The sequence below is a fragment of the Caulobacter ginsengisoli genome (assembly GCF_030814835.1).
Lineage (GTDB): Bacteria > Pseudomonadota > Alphaproteobacteria > Caulobacterales > Caulobacteraceae > Caulobacter > Caulobacter ginsengisoli.
On the sequence record NZ_JAUSVS010000001.1, the window covers coordinates 347,416 to 359,427 of the forward strand.

At 69.7% G+C, this 12,012-nt stretch carries 16 protein-coding genes and 1 tRNA gene; 9 read left to right on the top strand and 8 right to left on the bottom strand.

Translation table 11 applies throughout. The annotated features are described in order from the left end of the window. The first annotated feature begins 1 nt into the window (after nucleotide 1). The 3 genes from QO010_RS01660 to QO010_RS01670 are packed head-to-tail and all read left to right on the top strand — an operon-like array spanning nucleotide 2 to nucleotide 1,060. Nucleotides 2–397: a DUF2089 domain-containing protein gene (locus tag QO010_RS01660; protein ID WP_307345074.1), complete on the top strand. Its 396-nt coding sequence runs from the start codon at nucleotides 2–4 to the stop codon at nucleotides 395–397. Beyond that, a complete protein-coding gene (locus tag QO010_RS01665) occupies nucleotides 394–627 on the top strand; it encodes a hypothetical protein (protein ID WP_307345076.1) in 234 nt (77 codons plus the stop codon). Before QO010_RS01660 ends, QO010_RS01665 begins: the two co-directional genes overlap by 4 nt. Before the next feature lie 13 nt (nucleotides 628–640). Beyond that, a complete protein-coding gene (locus QO010_RS01670) occupies nucleotides 641–1,060 on the top strand; it encodes an SHOCT-like domain-containing protein (RefSeq protein ID WP_307345078.1) in 420 nt (139 codons plus the stop codon). Nucleotides 1,061–1,066: 6 nt separating this feature from the next. Here QO010_RS01670 and QO010_RS01675 read toward each other — a convergent pair whose 3' ends face one another. After that, the gene (locus QO010_RS01675; protein ID WP_307345079.1) at nucleotides 1,067–1,831 is read right to left on the bottom strand and encodes a TetR/AcrR family transcriptional regulator; all 765 of its coding nucleotides are present in this window, start codon (nucleotides 1,829–1,831) and stop codon (nucleotides 1,067–1,069) included. A gap of 78 nt (nucleotides 1,832–1,909) precedes the next feature. On the opposite strand from QO010_RS01675, the gene QO010_RS01680 reads away from it, so the two are divergent. Together QO010_RS01680 and QO010_RS01685 are read left to right on the top strand one after the other, a co-directional pair. Continuing rightward, nucleotides 1,910–2,278 carry a hypothetical protein gene (locus QO010_RS01680; protein WP_307345081.1) on the top strand — a complete coding sequence of 123 codons (369 nt, stop codon included), beginning with the start codon at nucleotides 1,910–1,912 and terminating at the stop codon, nucleotides 2,276–2,278. A 78-nt stretch (nucleotides 2,279–2,356) separates the two neighbouring features. Continuing rightward, on the top strand, nucleotides 2,357–3,760 hold the full coding sequence (locus tag QO010_RS01685; RefSeq protein WP_307345084.1) for an MATE family efflux transporter: 1,404 nt from the start codon (nucleotides 2,357–2,359) through the stop codon (nucleotides 3,758–3,760). A gap of 5 nt (nucleotides 3,761–3,765) precedes the next feature. Here the strand turns inward: QO010_RS01685 and QO010_RS01690 are convergent, their stop codons facing one another. The 3 genes from QO010_RS01690 to QO010_RS01700 form a co-directional block, all read right to left on the bottom strand. Further along, entirely contained in the window at nucleotides 3,766–5,208 is a 1,443-nt protein-coding gene (locus QO010_RS01690; RefSeq protein WP_307345085.1) for an alkaline phosphatase PhoX, read from the bottom strand. Nucleotides 5,209–5,268: 60 nt separating this feature from the next. Continuing rightward, on the bottom strand, nucleotides 5,269–5,679 hold the full coding sequence (locus tag QO010_RS01695; RefSeq protein WP_307345088.1) for a DUF6855 family protein: 411 nt from the start codon (nucleotides 5,677–5,679) through the stop codon (nucleotides 5,269–5,271). A gap of 78 nt (nucleotides 5,680–5,757) precedes the next feature. Continuing rightward, complete coding sequence (locus tag QO010_RS01700) at nucleotides 5,758–6,426, bottom strand: O-methyltransferase (protein ID WP_307345090.1); 669 nt, start codon at nucleotides 6,424–6,426, stop codon at nucleotides 5,758–5,760. A 71-nt stretch (nucleotides 6,427–6,497) separates the two neighbouring features. On the opposite strand from QO010_RS01700, the gene QO010_RS01705 reads away from it, so the two are divergent. Next, the gene (locus tag QO010_RS01705; RefSeq protein WP_307345093.1) at nucleotides 6,498–7,262 is read left to right on the top strand and encodes an AraC family transcriptional regulator; all 765 of its coding nucleotides are present in this window, start codon (nucleotides 6,498–6,500) and stop codon (nucleotides 7,260–7,262) included. A 9-nt stretch (nucleotides 7,263–7,271) separates the two neighbouring features. Here the strand turns inward: QO010_RS01705 and QO010_RS01710 are convergent, their stop codons facing one another. The 3 genes from QO010_RS01710 to QO010_RS01720 are packed head-to-tail and all read right to left on the bottom strand — an operon-like array spanning nucleotide 7,272 to nucleotide 9,351. Next, the gene (locus QO010_RS01710) at nucleotides 7,272–8,183 is read right to left on the bottom strand and encodes an SPFH domain-containing protein (protein WP_307345096.1); all 912 of its coding nucleotides are present in this window, start codon (nucleotides 8,181–8,183) and stop codon (nucleotides 7,272–7,274) included. Then, complete coding sequence (locus QO010_RS01715; protein WP_307345098.1) at nucleotides 8,180–8,410, bottom strand: hypothetical protein; 231 nt, start codon at nucleotides 8,408–8,410, stop codon at nucleotides 8,180–8,182. The genes QO010_RS01710 and QO010_RS01715 overlap by 4 nt, the downstream gene beginning before the upstream one ends. 59 nt (nucleotides 8,411–8,469) lie before the next feature. After that, nucleotides 8,470–9,351 carry a LysR family transcriptional regulator gene (locus QO010_RS01720; RefSeq protein ID WP_307345102.1) on the bottom strand — a complete coding sequence of 294 codons (882 nt, stop codon included), beginning with the start codon at nucleotides 9,349–9,351 and terminating at the stop codon, nucleotides 8,470–8,472. Nucleotides 9,352–9,478: 127 nt separating this feature from the next. Here QO010_RS01720 and QO010_RS01725 point away from each other — a divergent pair, with 127 nt between their 5' ends. Both QO010_RS01725 and QO010_RS01730 read left to right on the top strand, forming a co-directional pair. Further along, a complete protein-coding gene (locus QO010_RS01725) occupies nucleotides 9,479–10,798 on the top strand; it encodes an MFS transporter (protein ID WP_307345105.1) in 1,320 nt (439 codons plus the stop codon). A gap of 14 nt (nucleotides 10,799–10,812) precedes the next feature. Further along, entirely contained in the window at nucleotides 10,813–11,631 is an 819-nt protein-coding gene (locus tag QO010_RS01730; RefSeq protein WP_307345108.1) for an agmatinase family protein, read from the top strand. Between the two features lie 8 nt (nucleotides 11,632–11,639). Here the strand turns inward: QO010_RS01730 and QO010_RS01735 are convergent. Next, nucleotides 11,640–11,714 (bottom strand) — tRNA-Thr (locus tag QO010_RS01735). A 135-nt stretch (nucleotides 11,715–11,849) separates the two neighbouring features. On the opposite strand from QO010_RS01735, the gene QO010_RS01740 reads away from it, so the two are divergent. After that, entirely contained in the window at nucleotides 11,850–11,972 is a 123-nt protein-coding gene (locus tag QO010_RS01740; protein ID WP_307345111.1) for a hypothetical protein, read from the top strand. Nucleotides 11,973–12,012 lie beyond the last annotated feature (40 nt).

Consider the following 12,012-nt stretch of genomic DNA (forward strand, 5'->3'; position numbering starts at 1 on the left):
CATGAGCAGCCCAGACCAAATTCATGACTGGCAGGCCCTGGTCGATCTGACCGGCGGCGGCCCCCTCATCGTCGAGCGGGTGCGCATGCCGGACAAAGGCATCGCCATCGAGGGCCAGTTCCAGGCGCCGCAGCTGGCCCGGCTGTCGGCCGAGGACCAGGTGTTCGTCGCCGCCTTCGTCAAGAGCCATGGCTCGATCAAGGAGATGGAGCGGGTGTTCGGGGTCAGCTATCCGACCATCAAGGCCCGGCTGAACCGCATCGCCGGCAACCTGGAATTCATCGACATCGATACGCGGCCGCCGGCTGAACCGGCCGGCGACGCCGTGCTTGACCGGCTGGAGCGCGGCGAGATCACCGCCGGCGAGGCCATCCGCCAACTGGAGGGCGAGCGATGAACGCCATCGCCATGCCGATACAGCGCCGCACGGTGCGGCTGTGGTTGCCGGTGCTGCTGCCGGCCGTGCTGGTCCTGCCGCTGCTGCCCATCGCGGCGCTGGCCCTGATCCCCGGGTCGCCCCGGCCGTTCGCCGCCGTCTGGATGGCGTGGCGGGTGCTGCTGGCCTGCGCGGGGACGACCGTTGAGGTCGATGCGCCCCACGCCCGGGTTTCCATTCGTCTGTTCTAAAAGGAGCAACGCCATGAACGCTGATCGCCGCCGAATCCTCGACATGCTGGCCGACGGCCGCATCTCGGCCGAGGAGGCCGACCGCCTGATCGCCGCCCTGGACCGCGACGCCGGTCCGGTTACGGTACTTCCCGCCGCCAAGGCCCGGGCCAAATACCTGCGGGTGGCGGTGGAGACCACCGACCACCGGGGCGTTCCCAGCAACGTCAATGTCCGCGTGCCGATGCAGGTGCTGCGGGCCGGGGTGCGGCTGGCCGGGGTGATCCCGCCCCAGGCCCGGGACAAGGTCAACGCCGCCCTGCGCGAGCGGGGGATGGATTTCGATATCAACCAGCTCAAGCCCGAGAACCTGGACGACCTGGTCGACCAGCTCGAGGAGCTGACGGTCAATGTCGACCAGGAGGCGACGAAGGTGAGGGTTTACTGCGAGTAGGGAGCTCTACGTCTTCCCCGTCTCGTCCCGGTGCTCGACCGTCCCGCGCTCGACCTCCTCGCGGGAGAAGACCTCTTCCTGGCCGGTGTTGAGCAGTTGCTTGCCCGGCGGGTCAGGGTGGTCGGCCAGAGTCTTCTTCAGGAGCGCGGCCTGTTTGGGGTCGAGGTCGGCTTCGGCGGCGCCCAGAACTGAGTCGGGATGTATGGAGTCGGTCATGGGACCGGAACGCGCCGCCGGGCGGCTTGATCCGCTTTCGAAGAGCTCGGCGATCTCGTCGAGGAGGGCGGCGGGGACGCTCGAGCGCGTCGCCGCCTGGCCCAGATAGGCCCAGTAGAGGAAGGCGGCCCGGCCCTGGGCGCGGGCCGGTTCGACGCCGGCGGCGGTGAGCAGGCCGGCGATGTAGGCCACCCGGCTGGTGTCGACAGCATCGACCAGGGCGGCGACCGTCATGTCCTCGGCGGCCCAGGCGCGGATGGCGCGGTCCAGGCGCCGGCGCACCCCGAAGGCCCGGCGCAGCAGGGATTTCAGGCGGTCGGGGCCGGGGGTTTCGGTCTCCAGCTCCTGGATGACCTGGTCGGTGGTTCGCTCGCGCCAACTGCCAAGCAGTTGGGCGCGGAAGTCGCCGATATCCTTGAAATGCCAGTAGAAACTGCCCCGCGATACCTTCAGCCGCTGCGACATCGGCGCGACCTTCAGGGCCCCGGGGCCGTCATTGGCCAGGGTGCGCAGGCCGTGGCGGATCCAGCGGGATTTGGAAAGGCGGTCGCTCATGGGGATCCACCATACACTGGTGTATTGACGGCGGCCATGGCCGGGCGCAAGGTATGAACCATACAGGAGTGTATGGTGATGACCTTGCAGATGATGGCGCTGGTTGGCGCGGGCGTGATCGGGGCCGGGGTGGCGGTGGTCCACGGGGTTCTGGTGCAGCGGTTGATGGTCCGACCCTTCGTCGCCTCGGGCGCGGCGGCCAGACCGGCCGGACGGCTGGTCCCGCCGCTGCTGCAGTTCACAACCTACAACTGGCTGCTGGGCGGGGTGGCGCTGGTGGCGGCGGCGCTGTGGCTGGAGCCGCAGGCGCGGCTGGTGACGGCGGGGCTGGTGGGGAGTTCGTACCTGTTCGGGGCGGTGGGCAATTTCTGGGGGACGCGTGGGCGACATCCGGGATGGGTGCTGTACGCGGTGGCGTTGGGACTGATCGTCTACGCCGTGATCTGAGGTCTGCTTCATTTCACCCGGGTATTATTGACTTCCACGCGAAGCAGCGTAAACGCCTGCAACGCGTTGGAGCCGGTGATGGACGGGACGGAGCAGACCGAAGGAGCGCCATCCTTCCAAAAAGAGGGTGGGCCGGCGGTCGAGGGGCCGCTGTGGCGCGCCTATCTGCGATTCCTGGGGCCGATGGTGCTGGCCAACATTCTTCAGGCCGCGTCCGGGACCATCAACAACATCTTCCTGGGCCAGATGCTGGGGGTCAAAGCCCTGGCGGCGGTGGCCGGGTTCTTTCCGATCCAGTTCTTCTTCATCGCCTTCATCATCGGGCTGGGGGCCGGGGCCTCGGTGCTGGTCGGCCAAGCCTGGGGGGCGCGCGAGCCCGAGCGGATCAAGGCTGTGGCCGGCTCGGCGGGAACCGTAACCTTCCTGGCCGGGCTGATCGTGGCGGTGTTCGGCATCGTCTTCGCGCGCCAGCTCTTGATGTGGCTGGGGACGCCGGCCGACATCCTGGGCGACGCCATCGACTACGCCCATATCGTGCTGATCGCCCTGCCGGCCCTCTTCGTGTTTCTGCTGTGGACCTCGATGCTGCGGGGCGTGGGTGACACGGTCACCCCGCTGATCGCGCTGGGGGTGGCGACGGGGGTGGGGCTGGTGCTGACGCCGCTGCTCATCAAGGGCTGGCTGGGCCTGCCGCCGATGGGGGTGCGCTCGGGGGCCATCGCCAACATCGTCTCGACCCTGGTGACCCTGAGCTGGCTGGCCTGGCGGCTGCGTCGCCGTCATCACCCGCTGGCCCCGGACGGCGAGCTGCTGGCCCATCTGAAGATCGATCCGGGCCTGTTGAAACTGATCCTGCGCATCGGCCTGCCGGGCGGGGTGCAGATGATCGTGGTCTCGCTGTCGGAGGTGGCGGTGCTGTTCCTGGTCAACCGCTTCGGCTCGGCGGCGACGGCGGCCTATGGGGCGGTCAACCAGGTGATGAGCTATGTGCAGTTCCCGGCCATCTCGATCTCGATCACCGCCTCGATCCTGGCGGCCCAGGCCATCGGGGCGGGGCGGACCGAGCGGCTGGGGCCGATCACCCGCACCGGCTATCTGATGAACCTGTGTCTCACCGGCTCGCTGATCACTATCGCCTACCTGCTGAGCCGCCCCTTGATCGGGCTCTTCATCAAGAGCCCGGAGGTCACCGAGATGGCCCTGACCCTGCTGCACATCATCCTGTGGAGCACCATCATCTTCGGCCTGGCGGGGGTGACGGCGGCGGTGATGCGGGCCAGCGGCGAGGTCATGGTCCCGACCGGGATCTCGATCTTTTCGATCGCGGCGATCCAGGTGCCGTTGTCCTGGTGGCTGAGTCTGCGTATGGGGATCAACGGGGTATGGGTAGCCTATCCCATCGCGTTCACGGCGATGTTCGTGATGCAGGCGGCGTACTACCGGCTGGTTTGGATGCGCAAGGAAATCAAGCGGTTGATCTGAGGGGCTCAGCCCTTGAACCGCCCCCACGGCCCGGTGATCGCCAGCGTCACCCCCGGGAAATACACGTTGACGAACATCGTCGTGCCATCCGGTGAGAAGCACACCCCCGCCAGTTCGGAATTGACCCCGACATCGCCGGCGCCGGGCCGGGCGTTACGGCCCAGGGTGTAGATCTTCCCCTTGGGCGTCACCGCCTTGAGATAGTTGACCCCGCCGACCTTGTCCTCGCAGACCACCAGATGGCCCCAGGGCGAGACAGCGATGTTGTCGCACATGTTCATCACCTGCCGATCCCGCGGCTCGACGAAGAGCTGAAGTCGGCCGGGATGATCCTTTTCGCCGCCCTGGCCCTCGTGGGGTGAGGGACGGTAGCGCATGATCTGGCCCAGCCTCTGCGGCCCGCCGCTGGTGCAGGTGAAGAAGATCTCGCCGCCGCCGTGGAAGAGGCCCTCGCCCCGGGCGAACCAGGCGGCGCCGGCGGCGTGGCCGCGCAGGGCCAGATCCTCGTTCGGGTTGTCGGTCCCATCGAGGTCGATCCAGATCGTCTCGCGGCGCTGGCCCTGCGTCCAGGTCGCGCCGCTCCAGTTGCGGCTGTCGCCGCTGGGTTCGTCCTTGAAGCCCAGGGCCTGCAGCCGGCCGCCCTTGGCCAGGTCGCGGCGGTCGTTGGGCAGGAAGCGGTAGAAGAGGCCGTCCGCCTGGTCTTCGGTCAGATAGACCACGCCCGTGCGCGGATCGACGGCGGCGGCCTCGTGCTTGAACCGGCCAAGCCCGGTCAGCGGAACGGGGTCGACCAGGCCCTGGGCGCCGGCCGGAACCTCGAACACCCAGCCATGCGACTTGCCGGTCTTGTCGCCGGCGCCCTGCAGGGTTTCCTCGCAGCTCAGCCACGAGCCCCAGGGCGTCGGTCCCCCGGCGCAGTTGACCATGGTCCCGGCCAGGGCCAGGTGCTGGTCGACGATCCGGCGGGCCTTGAGGTCGTAGGTGACGCGGGTGACGCCGCCGGGGAGCAACAGGCCCTGGGGCGTGCGGTCATAGACCCGGGCGGCGTCGGTCTTGTTGGCCAGGGCCTGGCCGGTCCCGAAGGCGCCCCTGCCCAGGTCGAGATCGGTCAGCTTGAGTTCGTGGTTGCGGGTCAGGATCACCCGGTCGCCGTCCAGGCCGAAACAGGCCATGCCGTCGAACTTGTGCGGGGTGACCAGGCCATCGCTCATGGCGTCGGTCGCCGAGGAGACCACCGTGTAGGAAAAGCCCTCCGGCAGATCGAAGACGCCGGCCGGGTCGGCCTTCAGCGGGCCGTAGGCGGTGACCTCGCTGAGATAGGGGTCGGCCTGGATCTGGGCGGCGTCGAGCTTTGGTGGCGGGGTCTGGGCCTGGGCCAGGCGGGCGAGGCCGGTGAAGGCCAGGCCCACGGCGGAGGCCGAGAGCAGGGAGCGGCGGGAGAGGGACATGCGGCGGACCATGCTCTGGCCATGTGACAGGTTGCTGACGGGTAGGCCAGCCTCCCGGAGTCAGCGCGCCCGCATCCGATTGTTCTTCGGCATGTGCTCCACCTCGGCCAGCCCCAGCCGCTCCAGCACGGGCGGCACATAATGGGCGAAGCGGCCGCGCAGGCCCTTCTTCAGACCGTACCAGCCGCCCACGGGGTTCTCCGCCGAGCGGGCCCAGGCCTCGACCGTGCCCTCGGCGGCCGGCTTCTGTTCGTCGGCGCCGCCGAGCGGCATCCAGTCGCCGTGCGCGTGCAGCATGGCGGTCAGGTCCTCGATGCAGCGGAAGTCGTAGCGCAGCTGGGTCTTGCCGACCTGGACCACCAGCGTGGGCGGGGTGGAGGTCGGATCGTGCCAGGCCTGGTATTCCGACCCGCCGCTGGGGGTGGTCAGGGTCCAGGGGCTGGCTTCGTTACCGAGAGCGGCGGCGGTCATGGGCGTCTCCGTTGTCGTCCAGCTGAGACGACAGTGAACGCCGATTTGGACCGGTCCTGGTGAACTATTTGTGGCCGCTCAGAGCTTGATCACCACCTCCAGCCCGCCGTCGAAGGGCAGGGTCAGACTGCGTAGGCCATTTCCGGGGTCGGCGATGTAGTCGAAGAAGTGGCGATAGGCGTGGCGGAACTGGGCGGTGTTGTCGGCCACGACCAGGGCGCCGGGCCGCAGGTGCGGGGCGATCAGCTCCAGGGCCGGGCGGGCCATCTCGGTCCAGATGTCCATCAGCACGAAGTCGACCGGGCCCTCGATGACCTTCAGAGTTTCGCGCAGGTCGCCTTCGCGCAGGTCGATGAAGGCCTCCAGGCCGGCGGCGGCGAAGTTGGCCCGGGCCTGGGCGGCCTTGGCCGGCTCGTACTCGGTGGCGATCACCGCGCCGCCGCCGTTGGCGCGCACAGCGGCGGCCAGGTAGAGGGTCGAGACGCCGAAACTGGTGCCGACCTCGACCACCCGCCTGGCGCCCAGCGAGCGGCAGAGCAGATGGCAGAACTCGGCTTTCAAGGGTTCGAGCGCCACCAGTTTGTCGGCCATGAAGCGGTTGGCGTCGGCGTCCAGGCCGTCCCAGGAGAGATCGCCTTTCTGGGCCCGCTCGCCGAAATAGCGGAAGGTTTCGGCCTCCTGGGCCTGGCTGGCGGCATGGAGGGCGGCGATCTGGGCCTCAAGGGGCGGGTCGGCGAGGATACTCATCAGCGGTTCTCCGTTTCGACCCGGAGGCTAGGCCTTCGCGAGGCGGCGCACTTGCGCTAGTCTGACGACTTATGTCTCTCACGCGCCACATCTACCGCGACCCTGACGGCTATCCCGTGCGAGGCTTGGCGATGACCTTCCAGGACGGTCACCGGCTGGATCGTCACACCCACCCGTGGGGCCAGCTGGTCTATGCGGCCAGCGGGACGATGCGAGTCTCGACGCCGGACACTGCTTGGCTGGTCCCTCCAACCCGGGCCATCTGGGCGCCGGCGGGCACGCCGCACGAGATCGAGATGCGCGGGACGGTGGCGATGCGGACTCTGTATCTGGCGTCCGATGGCGATGGCTCCCGGCTGTCCGCCTGCCGGGCCATCGAGGTCTCGCCGCTGCTGCGCGAGCTGATCCTGCACATCGTGGCCCTGCAGAGGCTGGACCTGGACGATCCGGCCCACGTCCGGCTGGAGGGGCTGCTGCTGGACCTGCTGGCGGCCAGCCAGACCGCGCCGCTGGAACTGCCCCTGCCGGCCGATTCCCGAGCCCGGGCCTTCGCCGACCGCCTGCTGGCCGAGCCCGGGGCTCGGACCGGGTTCGCGGCCCTGGCGCGGGGCTCGGGGGCGTCGCTGCGCACGCTGCAGCGGCTGTTTTTGGCTGAGACGGGACTGTCGCTGGAGGCCTGGCGGGGCCGGGCCCGGCTGCAGCAGGCGGTCGCAGCGCTCAGCCGCGGCGCCTCGGTCACCGAGACGGCGCTGGAAGCCGGCTACCAGAGCTCCAGCGCCTTCATCGCCGCTTTCAAGCGGACGTTCGGGGAAACGCCGGCGCGGTATCGGGGGTAGGCGCCCCGCCTACTTGTCCGCGTCCGCCCCCGGCACCAGACCCCAGGCCCCCGCCCCGATGATGCAGGTCTTGGTCCCCGGCGGGCACAGGCCGGCCGAGCGCTGGGCATAGATCTGCTGCACCACTTCCGGACTGGAGCGCAGAGCCTCGCCGCGCAGGCGGATGGACTCGGCCTCCCCCTTGGCGGTGGCGATCTGGGCGTCGGCGTTGGCGGTGGCGACGGCCACCTTGGCCTCGGCGGCGACGCGGTCGGCATTGGCCTTGGTGGTGGCCTGGATCGACTGGGTGATCACCTCGGGGTAGCGGATCGGGCCGATCCAGTCGAGCTGGCTGATATGGACGCCCTGCGGCTCCCACTTGGCCTGGATGCGGGTCAGGGCCTTGCGGATCACCTCCTGGCGGCCGCCCTGGTAGAGGAACTGCACCGGCACCTTCTCGGCTTCGGCGGCGATGGCGGTGCGCACGTCGTTGCGGATAGGGGTGTCGAGCAGGTCGTCGAAGCTCAGGCGCCAGCGCTTGTAGAGGGCCGGGGCGGCGCTGGGATTGACCTGCAGCACCAGCTGCACGTCGGCGGTCATGGAGAGGGCGTTGTTGTCGGCGAAGGTGATTTCTTCGTTCTCGGTCCCGCGCGCGTCGGCCTCGCGGGTATAGGTGTAGGTGCGCTCGATGACCGGGTATTCGACGAAGTGCTCGCCCAGCCCCTTGAAGTTCCATCCCGAGGGATAGGGCTTGGGATCGACCCCGGCGGCGGTGCCCAGGGTCTTGATCTTGACCCCCACATCGCCCGGCTGGATCACCGAGCCGACCATGCCGATGCCGCAGGAGCCCAGCAGCAGGAGCAGCAGCAGGACAAGAACACCCCCGCCCCATCGGAAGGCCGATCGCATGGGATTGGAACGGCCGGGGTTTTGAGCGGTCATTGGAAGGTCTTTCGCAGGTCGCGGTAGAAGATGAGGCCAAGCCAGGCCAGCAGCGCCACGCCGGCGGCGCCGGCCAGAGGCGCGGCGATCAGGCCGAGGTCCGAGCGCGAGCCCCACAGGGCCGGCACGGCAAAACGGAAGATGATCACCGCCACGACCAGCCAGCCGATGACATAGGCCACGAACTTGGCGATGCCGATGACGGTGCGTTCGGTGTTGTCGGCCATGAGGGCCCTCGATGAGTGGGGGCCAGTGTCCGGCGATTCTGGCGTCGGCGGGAGCGGCGTTATGACGTTGCGCCGGCCCCGCACACCTCCCGCACACAGCCCCGCAGCCAGCGGTGCGCCGGGTCGGCGTCGAGGCGGGGGTGCCAGAGGAGGGAAAGGGGGATTTCCGGGGTTTCGAAGGGCAGGGGCAGGGTGATGAGGCCCTCGCGGAGGGTGGCGGTGTGGCGGCCCGGGACGGTGGCGATCAAGTCGGCGCCGCGGGCCAGCGCCAGGGCGGCGGCGTAGCCGCTGACGATGACGGCGATGTCGCGGACGGCGGGGGCCAGGGCCTCGTCGATCGGGCCGCCCTCCTGACCACTCAGCGAGACCAGCACATGGCGGCCGGCGGCATAGCGGGCGGGGTCCTGCGCCAGCGGATGGCCGGGGCGGACAGCGGCGACAAAGTGGTCGCGGAACAGCAGCTGGGCGCGGACCTCCGGGCCGGTGGCGGGGCCGACCACGCCGGTCTCCAGATCGACCTCGCCAGTGCGCAGGGGCTCGGTGCTGCGGTCGGGCTTGGCCAGGAAGCGCAGGCGAGCGCCGGGCGCCTCGCGGGCCAGGCGGGCGATGAGGGCGGGGCCGAAGGTCTCCACGAATCCCTCGCGCGCCCGGATGGTGAAGGTGCGGGTCAGGCGGGTCAGATCCAGGGCTTGGACCGGGCCGAGGGCCGCCCGCGCCGCCTCGACAAGCGGCCCGACCTCGGCCCGCAGTTCCAGCGCCCGGGGCGTGGGAACCAGGCCCCGGCCGGCCCGGACCAGTAGAGGATCGCCGGTCGCCTCGCGCAGGCGGGCCAGGGTGCGGCTCATGGCCGAGGGGCTGAGCCGCAGCCGGCGGGCGGCGCCGGCCACGCTGCCGTCGGCCAGCAGCACGTCCAGGGCGGTCAGCAGGTTGAGGTCGGTCATGGGCGCGAGGCTAGCATGGCGGATGGCGTTAGACGCACGAATACAATGCGAATGGTGCGTGTTCCGCCATATCAAGCCCGCGCCTAGCGTCTGCCTGCTCCATCCGGGAGCCGAAGGAATGGGGCCGATGTCGCTACAAGCTGTTGAATATCAGGAAAAATCACCGACCCGGTGGGCGCTGGCGGGGCTGGCGCTGTCGATGCTGACGCCGTCGCTGGACACCAGCATCGCCAATGTGGCGCTGCCCAGCCTGCAGCAGGCGTTCGGGGTGCCGTTCGCGGCGGTGCAGTGGATCGTGCTGGCCTATCTGCTGGCCATCACCAGCCTGATCGTCGGGGCCGGTCGATTGGGCGACCTGGTCGGGCGCAGGCGACTGCTGCTGGGCGGCATCGGCCTGTTCACGGCGGCCTCGCTGGCGTGCGGCCTGGCGCCGGGTTTGGGATGGCTGGTGGCCGCCCGCGCGCTGCAGGGGCTGGGGGCGGCGGTGATGCTGGCCCTGAGCATGGCCATGGCCGGGGAGACGGTTCCCAAGGCCCGGCTGGGCGCGGCCATGGGTTTGCTGGGGACGATGTCGGCGGTCGGCACGACGCTGGGGCCGGCCCTGGGTGGGATGATGATCGCGGGGCTGGGCTGGCGGTCGATCTTCCTGGTCAACCTGCCGCTGGGTTTGCTGAACCTGTGGCTGGCCTGGAAGGCCCTGCCGGCCGACCGTCCCGTGGCTGGCCGGGCGAGGTTCGACACGCTGGGCGCGGCCCTGCTGGCCCTGACCCTGGGCGCCTACGCCCTGGCGATGACCGGCGGCGGCTGGCCGATGTTGGGCGCGGCGGGCGTGGGGGCGGCGCTGTTCGTCCTCTCCCAACGCTGGAGCCGCTCGCCGCTGCTGAACCTGGCCATGCTGGGCGGGAGTGGTTCTGGCCTGATCATGAGCGCCCTGGTCTCGACGGTGATGATGGCCACGCTGGTCGTCGGCCCCTTCCATCTCTCCCAGACCCTGGGCTTGGCCCCGGCCTTGGTGGGCCTGGTGATGTCCGCCGGCCCCCTGGTCGCCGCCCTGACCGGCGCGCCGGCCGGACGCCTGGTCGACCGCTTCGGGTCCGGATGGATGATCCTGGTCGGCCTGGGCGGCATGGCCATCGGCCTGCTGGCCCTGGCCAACCTGCCGGTGGGCCTCGGTCCCGCCGGCTACGTCGCCGCCATCGCCGTGGTCACCGCCAGCTACGCCCTCTTCCAGGCGGCCAACAACGCCAGCGTCATGCGGGACGTGGCGGCGGACTGGCGCGGGGTGGTGTCGGGGATGCTCAGCCTGTCGCGCAACCTTGGCCTGATCACCGGGGCCTCGGCGATGGGGGCGGTGTTCGCGGCGGCGGGGATGGGCGCGGCCTTCACCGTCGCGGCGGGGCTGATCGGGTTGGCGCTGCTGGTGGGGTTCAGCCGTGCGCGCGGGTGAAGTAGACCGGGTCCATGACCAAGCTCTCGCTCCTCGGCGTCCCACACGACGGCAACTCCTCCTTCATGCGCGGCCCGGCGGAGGCGCCGCCGCTGATCCGGGCCGAACTTTTTTCCGACTGCTATGGCGGCTCGAGCGAGACCGGGGTCGACCTGCTGGCGGACGGGGTGATCCTCGACCATGGCGATGTGGCCTTCGACGATGGGGGCGATCCCTGGACGGCCATCGAGTTGGCGGTGGCGGCGGCCCTGGAGCCGGGGCATCCGCTGATCACGCTGGGCGGCGACCATGCGGTGACCTGGCCGATCCTTATGAGCGTGCACCGGCGGCATGGGCCGGTGAGCATCCTGCATATCGACGCCCATCCCGACCTCTACGACGCCTATCAGGACAACCCGCGCAGCCACGCCTCGCCCTTCGCGCGGATCATGGAACAGGGGCTGGCCAGCCGGCTGGTCCAGGTCGGGCTGCGGGCCATCCACCCTGATCACCGGGCCCAGTTCGAGCGCTTCGGGGTCGAGGCTATCGAGGCGCGGCATTGCTCGCCGCTGCCGAAGCTGAGGTTCGACGGCCCGGTCTACATCTCGCTCGACCTCGACGGCCTGGACCCCAGCTGCGCCCCGGGCGTCTCGCACCGCGAGCCGGGCGGGCTGACGACGCGGCAGGTGATCGAGCTGATCCAGAGCATCGATGCCCCGATCGTGGGCGCCGACATCGTCGAGTACAACCCCCGCTGTGACCTCGGCGGCATGACCGCGACGGTGGCGGCCAAGCTGGTCAAGGAGATCGGGGGGATGATGGTGAACGCCCGCCCTGCTTCCGCTGGAAGCTAGGGGGAGAATGGTGCCGCCGGACAGGATTGAACTGTCGACCTCAGCCTTACCAAGGATGCGCTCTACCACTGAGCTACGGCGGCACTGGAAGGCGGGCCTGATAGCCAATGTCGGGGCGGGGGGGAAGGGCTAAATGGAAATAAGTGACGCTTGACCGGGCTGCGCCATCGTCGCACCCCTTGGATATGCAGCCGCCCCGGCCCCGAAAACCGCATCATGTGACCGAGCCGACCCTGGCCGAGAAGGCCAGGCGCGAGGCGGAACTGGCCAAGGCGCTGCGGGCGAATCTGCGGCGGCGGAAGGCGGGGGCGAAGGCGAAGGACGAGGGTGAGGCGTCGTGATTTTCTGTGGGCTGACGCCAATTTGACAGTTCCTCTGGCG

Coding starts and splice junctions, on each gene's coding strand:
- QO010_RS01660 (WP_307345074.1), top strand. CDS start 2: ATGAGCAGCCCAGACCAAATTCATGACTGGCAGGCCCTGGTCGATCTG.
- QO010_RS01665 (WP_307345076.1), top strand. CDS start 394: ATGAACGCCATCGCCATGCCGATACAGCGCCGCACGGTGCGGCTGTGG.
- QO010_RS01670 (WP_307345078.1), top strand. CDS start 641: ATGAACGCTGATCGCCGCCGAATCCTCGACATGCTGGCCGACGGCCGC.
- QO010_RS01675 (WP_307345079.1), bottom strand. CDS start 1,831: ATGAGCGACCGCCTTTCCAAATCCCGCTGGATCCGCCACGGCCTGCGC.
- QO010_RS01680 (WP_307345081.1), top strand. CDS start 1,910: ATGACCTTGCAGATGATGGCGCTGGTTGGCGCGGGCGTGATCGGGGCC.
- QO010_RS01685 (WP_307345084.1), top strand. CDS start 2,357: ATGGACGGGACGGAGCAGACCGAAGGAGCGCCATCCTTCCAAAAAGAG.
- QO010_RS01690 (WP_307345085.1), bottom strand. CDS start 5,208: ATGTCCCTCTCCCGCCGCTCCCTGCTCTCGGCCTCCGCCGTGGGCCTG.
- QO010_RS01695 (WP_307345088.1), bottom strand. CDS start 5,679: ATGACCGCCGCCGCTCTCGGTAACGAAGCCAGCCCCTGGACCCTGACC.
- QO010_RS01700 (WP_307345090.1), bottom strand. CDS start 6,426: ATGAGTATCCTCGCCGACCCGCCCCTTGAGGCCCAGATCGCCGCCCTC.
- QO010_RS01705 (WP_307345093.1), top strand. CDS start 6,498: ATGTCTCTCACGCGCCACATCTACCGCGACCCTGACGGCTATCCCGTG.
- QO010_RS01710 (WP_307345096.1), bottom strand. CDS start 8,183: ATGACCGCTCAAAACCCCGGCCGTTCCAATCCCATGCGATCGGCCTTC.
- QO010_RS01715 (WP_307345098.1), bottom strand. CDS start 8,410: ATGGCCGACAACACCGAACGCACCGTCATCGGCATCGCCAAGTTCGTG.
- QO010_RS01720 (WP_307345102.1), bottom strand. CDS start 9,351: ATGACCGACCTCAACCTGCTGACCGCCCTGGACGTGCTGCTGGCCGAC.
- QO010_RS01725 (WP_307345105.1), top strand. CDS start 9,479: ATGTCGCTACAAGCTGTTGAATATCAGGAAAAATCACCGACCCGGTGG.
- QO010_RS01730 (WP_307345108.1), top strand. CDS start 10,813: ATGACCAAGCTCTCGCTCCTCGGCGTCCCACACGACGGCAACTCCTCC.